8 protein-coding genes and 1 pseudogene are annotated in these 7,170 nt (G+C 72.4%); 7 read left to right on the forward strand and 2 right to left on the reverse strand.

The annotated features are described in order from the left end of the window. Positions 1-133: 133 nt before the first annotated feature. From B0E53_RS10890 to B0E53_RS10905, 4 genes are all read left to right on the forward strand, one after another. Positions 134-763, forward strand: a complete 630-nt coding sequence (locus B0E53_RS10890; RefSeq protein WP_107075930.1) for a septal ring lytic transglycosylase RlpA family protein — start codon at positions 134-136, stop codon at positions 761-763. A gap of 100 nt (positions 764-863) precedes the next feature. After that, positions 864-1,991, forward strand: coding sequence for a PP2C family protein-serine/threonine phosphatase (locus B0E53_RS10895; RefSeq protein ID WP_107075931.1), 1,128 nt, complete (start codon positions 864-866; stop codon positions 1,989-1,991). Positions 1,992-2,131: 140 nt separating this feature from the next. Next, positions 2,132-3,988 carry an acyl-CoA dehydrogenase gene (locus tag B0E53_RS10900; protein WP_107075932.1) on the forward strand — a complete coding sequence of 619 codons (1,857 nt, stop codon included), beginning with the start codon at positions 2,132-2,134 and terminating at the stop codon, positions 3,986-3,988. A 174-nt stretch (positions 3,989-4,162) separates the two neighbouring features. Further along, on the forward strand, positions 4,163-4,432 hold the full coding sequence (locus B0E53_RS10905) for a DUF6458 family protein (protein ID WP_013283345.1): 270 nt from the start codon (positions 4,163-4,165) through the stop codon (positions 4,430-4,432). A 28-nt stretch (positions 4,433-4,460) separates the two neighbouring features. On the opposite strand, the gene B0E53_RS10910 is transcribed toward B0E53_RS10905, so the two are convergent. Further along, positions 4,461-4,997 carry a histidine phosphatase family protein gene (locus B0E53_RS10910; RefSeq protein WP_107075933.1) on the reverse strand — a complete coding sequence of 179 codons (537 nt, stop codon included), beginning with the start codon at positions 4,995-4,997 and terminating at the stop codon, positions 4,461-4,463. Between the two features lie 116 nt (positions 4,998-5,113). On the opposite strand from B0E53_RS10910, the gene B0E53_RS10915 reads away from it, so the two are divergent. Further along, positions 5,114-5,404 carry a DUF6458 family protein gene (locus B0E53_RS10915; RefSeq protein ID WP_107075934.1) on the forward strand — a complete coding sequence of 97 codons (291 nt, stop codon included), beginning with the start codon at positions 5,114-5,116 and terminating at the stop codon, positions 5,402-5,404. Positions 5,405-5,474: 70 nt separating this feature from the next. Here the strand turns inward: B0E53_RS10915 and B0E53_RS10920 are convergent, their stop codons facing one another. Continuing rightward, positions 5,475-6,152: a hemolysin III family protein gene (locus B0E53_RS10920; RefSeq protein WP_107075940.1), complete on the reverse strand. Its 678-nt coding sequence runs from the start codon at positions 6,150-6,152 to the stop codon at positions 5,475-5,477. Between the two features lie 76 nt (positions 6,153-6,228). Here B0E53_RS10920 and B0E53_RS10925 point away from each other — a divergent pair, with 76 nt between their 5' ends. Both B0E53_RS10925 and B0E53_RS10930 read left to right on the forward strand, forming a co-directional pair. Next, positions 6,229-6,840 (forward strand): allophanate hydrolase subunit 1, encoded by a 612-nt coding sequence (locus tag B0E53_RS10925; protein WP_107075935.1) that lies wholly within the window; start codon positions 6,229-6,231, stop codon positions 6,838-6,840. Next, positions 6,837-7,170, forward strand: a pseudogene (locus tag B0E53_RS10930) (hypothetical protein); the annotation flags it as partial. The gene B0E53_RS10925 and the pseudogene B0E53_RS10930, both read left to right, overlap by 4 nt.

Here is a 7,170-nt window from a genome sequence, read left to right on the forward strand (position 1 = left end):
GGAGTGGAGGTAGCTTGATCGGCTACACGTACCAGGGTAAATACGGGCATAGCACCATGATCACGTTGACTTCCGAAGTGCTTCTCTCGTTACGGTCCGAGCCGGTTTGTTCAGCAGACGAAAGGACCGGGCGGTGGCTGGTAGGCACCTTCGTACCCGCAAGTTCTCCTCGCCGGCCGGCATCGCCGCCACCGCGGCCGTCGGTGTGGTGCTCGCCATCGGCGGCACCGTCGGCGCGGTCCAGCTCACCTCGGCCGAGCCCGCCGCCGGGCCGGCCGCGGTCGAGGCCCTGCCCAGCACCCTCGCCCCCAGCTCGGCGTCCCCCTCCGCCGCGCCGAGCGTGTCGCCGAGCCTCAGCCCCTCGCCGAAGGCCACCCCGAGCCCGACCGCGACCCGGACGCAGGCGGCGTCCCGGAGCAAGACCCGGACCGCCAGCCCGAAGCCGACCGCGAAGAAGACCACCGCCGCCGCGAAGGTCGTGGACAGCGGCTCCTGCGGCGCGTCCTTCTACGACGAGGGCCAGATGACGGCGAACGGCGAGACGTTCAACCCGGACGCGCTGACCGCCGCGCACAAGACCCTGCCCTTCAACACGAAGGTCCGGGTGACCAACCCGGCCAACGGCAAGTCGGTCGTGGTCCGGATCAACGACCGGGGCCCGTACATCGACGGCCGGTGCATCGACCTGTCCCGGGCCGCCTTCGCCGCGATCGCCTCGACCGACCTCGGCGAGCTGACCGTCAGGTACGAGGTCCTCGGCTGACCGGGTGACCGGCGGCGATCGGGTCGGCGGCGGGATCCGGCCGGGCAGAACATCCTCGGACGACGGGCCAGGTTCATTCACCCGTTCACGTCCATCAGGCATGCTGTCCGGTGTACGCACGCAACCCTTCCAGTCGGGCCGCGGCCCGCTGAGCCCCGGATCCCGCGCCGGCCTCGGCGCGGCCCTCGCGCTGCTCGCGATCGTCTCCGCCGTGGAGCTGGCCGACGGCCGTCCCGCGCACTACGTCGCGCTGATGGTGGCCGCCCCGTTCCTCGCCGCCGCGCTCGCGTCCTGGCGGGTGGTGCTCGGGGTGGGCCTGCTCGCCACCGGGATCGGGGCCGCGTTCGCTCTCGCCGAGCAGACCATGTCGCTGGTCACCGCGGTCAACGTGGCCGGCATCGCGCTGGCCACCGCGATCGCCGGCGCCGTGGCGGCGGTACGCCAGCGCCAGTCCGAGCGGATCGCGGAGCTGTCCCGGCTGGCCTCGGTCGCCCAGCAGGCGGTACTCCGGTCGCTGGGCCCGCAGGTCGGCACCCTGGCGGTGGCCGCCCGCTACATCTCCTCCACGGCGACCGCGGAGATCGGCGGCGACCTCTACGAGGCGATGGACACCCCGTACGGCGTCCGCATGATCATCGGTGACGTGCGCGGCAAGGGGCTGGACGCGGTCCGGCTGGCCAGCATCGTGCTCGGCTCCTACCGGCACGTGGCGTACGAGCGGGCGGACCTGCGCGCGGTGGTGACCGACCTGGACCGGGCGGTGGCCCGCAACGTGGGCGACGAGGACTTCGTCACCGCCGCGCTGGTCGAGGAGCGGGGCGGCACCCTCACCATCGTCAACTGCGGCCACCCGCCGCCGCTGCTGCTGCGCCGGGGCGCGGTGATCCCGCTGGAACCGCCGGCGCCCGCGCCGCCGCTCGGCTTCATGCCGGTGGTCCGGCCGCGGGTCGAGCGGCTGGAGCCGGGCGACCGGCTGCTGCTCTTCACGGACGGGCTGGGCGAGGCGCGCCGGGACGGGGAGTTCTTCCCGACCGCCGACCGGGCCTGGCGGCTGCTCGGCCACGGCACCGTCGCCGACGGTCTCGCCTCGCTGGAGACCGCCCTGGTGGAGTGGGTGCACGGCCGGCTCGACGACGACATCGCGCTGGTCCTGATGGAGTACACCGGGCCGCGCAGCGCCGCCGCCGCGCCCGTGCCGAGCTGGGAGGTCGGCGCGGCCGAGAGCTGAGCCGACGGTCAGTCCATCGGGTGAACGGGAAGTGTGTAATCGCTGTCACTTCCGAGATCGGCTTGTCGTTGGCTACCGACGAGTAATACAGTCTGGAGTTACTGATCGGTAACACCTGTCCGGAAGCGGGGCCAGCGAGCATGACCCACTACAAGAGCAACCTTCGGGACCTCGAGTTCAACCTCTTCGAGGTCTTCGGGGCGGACCGGACGTTCGGCCAGGAGCCGTACACGGACCTGGACGTCGACACCGCCCGTAGCTTCCTCTCCGAGGTCGACCGCCTGGCCCGCGAGGACCTGGCCGCCAGCTACTCGGACAGCGACCGCAACCCGCCGGTCTTCGACCCCGCGACGCACACCGCGCCGCTGCCGGAGTCGTTCAAGAAGTCGTACCAGGCGTTCATGGACTCGGAGTTCTGGCGGCTGGACCTGCCGGAGGCCCTCGGCGGCACCAACGCCCCGCGCGCCCTCTGGTGGTCGCTCGCCGAGCTGGTGCTCGGCGCCAACGCCCCGATCTGGATGTACGCCTCCGGCCCGTCCTTCGCGCACGTGCTGCACGTCGAGGGCACCGAGCAGCAGAAGAAGTGGGCCCGGCTCTTCATCGAGAAGCAGTGGGGCTCGACCATGGTGCTGACCGAGCCGGACGCCGGCTCGGACGTGGGCGCCGGCCGTACCCGGGCGATCCAGCAGCCCGACGGCTCGTGGCACATCGAGGGCGTCAAGCGCTTCATCACCTCGGGCGAGCACGACCTGACCGACAACATCGTCCACTACGTGCTGGCCCGCCCGGTCGGCGTCGAGGGCGTCGGCGGCCCCGGCACCAAGGGCCTGTCCCTCTTCGTCGTGCCGAAGCTCCACTTCGACGAGGAGACCGGCGAGCTGGGCGAGCGCAACGGCGTCTTCGCCACCAACGTCGAGCACAAGATGGGCCTGAAGGTCTCCAACACCTGCGAGGTGACCTTCGGCGAGCACGGCGTGCCGGCCAAGGGTTGGCTGCTCGGCGAGAAGCACGACGGCATCCGGCAGATGTTCATGATCATCGAGTACGCCCGGATGATGGTCGGCACCAAGGCGATCGCCACCCTCTCGACCGGCTACCTGAACGCGCTGGAGTACGCCAAGAACCGGGTGCAGGGCGCCGACCTGGTCCAGCAGACCGACAAGACCGCCCCCCGGGTGACGATCACCCACCACCCGGACGTGCGGCGCTCGCTGCTCATGCAGAAGTCGTACGCCGAGGGCCTGCGCGCGCTGGTCTGCTACACGGCCACCTGGCAGGACAGGGTGGCGGTCGCCGAGGCGGCCGGCGACGAGAAGGCCACCAAGCTGGCCAAGCGGGTCAACGACCTGCTGCTCCCGCTGGTCAAGGGCGTCGGCTCGGAGCGGGCGTACGAGCTGCTCGGCCACGAGTCGCTGCAGACCTTCGGCGGCTCCGGCTTCCTCCAGGACTACCCGCTGGAGCAGTACGTCCGGGACGCCAAGATCGACACCCTCTACGAGGGCACCACGGCGATCCAGAGCCTCGACCTGATCTTCCGGAAGATCGTCCGGGACAACGGCAAGGCGCTCATGGCGGTCGCCGGCGAGATCCAGGAGTTCATCGCCTCCGAGGCCGGTAACGGCCAGCTCAAGGAGGAGCGGCAGGCGCTCGGCAAGGCGCTCGGCGAGATCCAGAACATCCTCGGCGTGATGATGGGCTGGCTGACCGAGGCCCAGGGCGGCGACGCCCGCGCCCTCTACAAGGTCGGCCTGAGCAGCCGCCGGTTCCTGCTGGCGGTCGGCGACCTGGTGGTCGGCTGGCTGCTCCAGAAGCAGGCGGACGTGGCGCTGAAGGCCCTCGGTGGCGAGGTCTCCGCGAGCGACAAGGCGTTCTACACCGGCAAGGTGGCCGCCGCCCGGTTCTTCGCCCGCGAGGTGCTGCCCCGCATCGGCGCCGACCGGCGGATCATCGAGGGCGCCGACCTGGAGATCATGGACCTCCCGGAGGAGGCGTTCTGATCCCCGGCGGGGTGATTCGACCCTGACGACCGACCGGCGGCCGGCGAGCGGACAGCTCGCCGGCCGCCGCCGTGTTTTCCTCCCCCGGCCGGTAGGCCGGCCGCCTGGCGGGTAACCGTCGCGGACGACGACAGGGCACGCCCAAGGGCCACCGCACGGGGGAGTGCAGCGCACATGGGCATTGGCAGCGCCATCTTTCTCATCGCGCTCGGCGCGATCATGACCTTCGCCATCCGGGCCAACGTCTGGTGGATCGACCTGCGCGCGGTCGGCTGGGTGTTCATCCTGGCCGGGCTGGGCGTGTTGCTCACCACACTCTGGTTCTGGCAGGACCGGCGCAAGCGGGCACGGACGCTCATCGTGGAGGAGAACCGGCTTTCCCACCCGACCGCGATGATGCCCCCGCCGCCGGACCCGCCGCCGCCCACCGCCCCGCCGTCCTGACCGGCTGAGCCCACCCGCCCGGGTGGGCTCAGCCGCGTGCGGTGTGCCGGGAGGTGATGGGCGCTCCGCCCGGCCCGAGCTCGGCCCATCGGGTGGTGGGCCGGTGTACGACCAGGTCGGTGGTGCGCAGGCCGTCCGGATCCGCCCGCTCGGGGTCGAGCAGCGCGGAGAGCAGCGAGATGCCCGGATTGTGGGCGATCAGCAGCACATAGCGGGCCTCCGGGTCCACCCCCCGGACCAGTTCCAGCAGCCCGTCCGGGTGCGCCTCGTACGCGGCCGGCTCGTAGCGCACCGCCGGTACCGGCCCCGTCGGGCCCCCCTCCGGCGGGGATCCCGTCGCGCCCAGCGCCACCCCGTGCCAGGTCTGCCTGGTCCGCCGGGTGGTCGAGCAGAGCACCACGTCGGGAAGGAGCGCGTGCCGGGCCAGCCAGGCGCCGGCCGCCGCCGCGTCGGCGTGCCCGCGTGCGGTCAGCGGCCGTTCCTCGTCCGGGCCCTCCGGGGACTGCTCGGCCTTGGCGTGTCGCAGCAGCACCAACGTCCGCTGCTGGTTCCTGCCGTCGGTCATGCGCTCAGCTTGCCTGATTGGCGATCCGAGCGCCTGGGTATGTCGATGTGTGCCGCTACCTCATCCATGGCCGCGGCGGGCAGGAAACGCCAGCAGGACGCCAAGGAGGCGACGTCATGGGCATCGGTGCCAGCATCTTCCTGATCGCGCTCGGCGCGATCTTCGCGTTCGCCATCGACGCCAACCTGGGGTGGCTGAACCTGAACGTGGTGGGTTGGGTGCTCATGTTCGCCGGTGTGGCGGGCCTGCTCACCACGCTCTACTTCTGGAACAGCCGCCGCCGGGTGGTGGCCGCCCCGGTGCGCGAGCGCGTCGTGGCCGAGCCGGTCGTGCCGGTGCAGGACGACCGGGTCGTGCGCGAGGAGTACCGCGAGGTGCGCCGGCCGGGCTCGGGCTACCCCGCCTGATCCGCACCGCGAACGTCGAGGGCCCCGCAACGGCGCGGGGCCCTCGCGCTCTTTCCGTACCGAGCGGCGCTCAGGCGAACAGCGCGAAGTAGATCGCGATGTGGTGGCAGATCGCGGCGAGCAGGGTGCAGGCGTGGAAGAACTCGTGGTGGCCGAAGACGGTGGGCCACGGGTTCGGCCGGCGCAGCGCGTAGAAGATGGCACCCACGCTGTAGATCGCCCCGCCGACGCTCAGCAGTACCAGGGCGGTGACCCCGCCGACGTGCAGGATCTCCGGCAGCATCGCCACCGCGACCCAGCCGAGCGCCAGGTAGAGCGGGGCGGAGACCCAGCGCGGCGCATGCGGCCAGATCAGCTTGACCGCCACCCCGGCCAGCGCGCCACCCCACACCAGGCTGAGCATGATCGTGGCGTGCCGGGCGTCCAGCAGCAGGGCGCAGAACGGCGTGTAGGTGCCGGCGATGAACAGGAAGATCATCGAGTGGTCCATCCGGCGCATGATCTGGTAGCCCCGCTCCGACCAGACCCGGCGGTGGTAGAGCGCGCTGGTGCCGAAGAGACCGCACACGGTGAGGCTGTAGATCAGGCAGCTCACCAGCGGGGCCCACCCGGGACGGGCAGCGGCGATGGAGCACAGCACGATGCCGCAGACGACCGCGGCGAAGAACGCGTAGGTGTGCAGCCAGCCGCGCATCCGGGGCTTCCCGATGTCGACCGGCTTGAGCCGGAGCGGTGCGGAGGTGGTCACGCTCATTAGGTTACGACACCGTAGGTTACTTGCAAGTAGTGTGGACCGTCACGGCCGCTGACGCGAGGATGGCGGAATGCGGATCCGGCCCGTCGGCGCGCACGCCCTGCTGCTCGACTGCGACGGCCCCGAGCAGGTCGAGGCGTGGCGGGCCGAGCTGTGGCGCCGCCGCGCCGCGGGCGAGCTGAACGCCGTCGAGATCGTCCCGGCGGCGGCCACCGTGCTGGTCGACGGCGTACCGGACCCGGCGGCGGCCGCCACGCGGATCGCCGGGTGGACCCCGGAAGGCGCCGCCGCCGCCACCGGCGCCGCCGAGGTCCGGGTCCCCACGGTGTACGACGGCGCCGACCTGCCCGCCGTCGCCGAGCACTGGGGCGTCGACGTGCCCGCCGTGGTGGAGCGGCTGCGGCGGACCGAGTTCCGGGTGGCGTTCTGCGGCTTCGCGCCGGGGTTCGCGTACCTCACCGGGTTGCCGGCCGAGCTGGCCGTGCCCCGGCTCGCCACCCCGCGTACCCGGGTGCCGGCCGGCTCCGTCGCGCTGGCCGGCCCGTACGCCGGGATCTACCCGACCGCCTCGCCCGGCGGCTGGCTGCTGGTCGGCCGGACCGACCTGGTCCTCTTCGACGTGCACGCCGACCCACCGGCCCGGCTCACCCCGGGCACCCGCGTCCGGCTGGTGGACGCGTGATCGAGGTGCTCCGGGCCGGTGCCCTCACCACCGTGCAGGACCAGGGCCGCCCCGGCTGGGCCCACCTCGGCGTGCCCCGCTCGGGCGCGCTCGACCCGGCCGCCCTGCGGCTGGCCAACCGGCTCGTCGGCAACCCCGAGCACGCCGCCGGCCTGGAGATCACCCTGACCGGCTGCGAGCTGCGGTTCACCCGGGCCGTCACCGTGGCACTCACCGGCGCGCAGGTGGACGTGCTGGTCGAGCGCCGGCCCGCCGCCGCGCCGCCCGGTGGTGGCCGGCCGGTCGAACGGCGGGCCACCGACGCGCCGTCCGGCGTCGAGCGCCGGCCCG

This window comes from Micromonospora sp. MH33 (assembly GCF_003013775.1).
In the GTDB taxonomy this organism is placed as follows: Bacteria; Actinomycetota; Actinomycetes; order Mycobacteriales; family Micromonosporaceae; genus Micromonospora; species Micromonospora fulviviridis.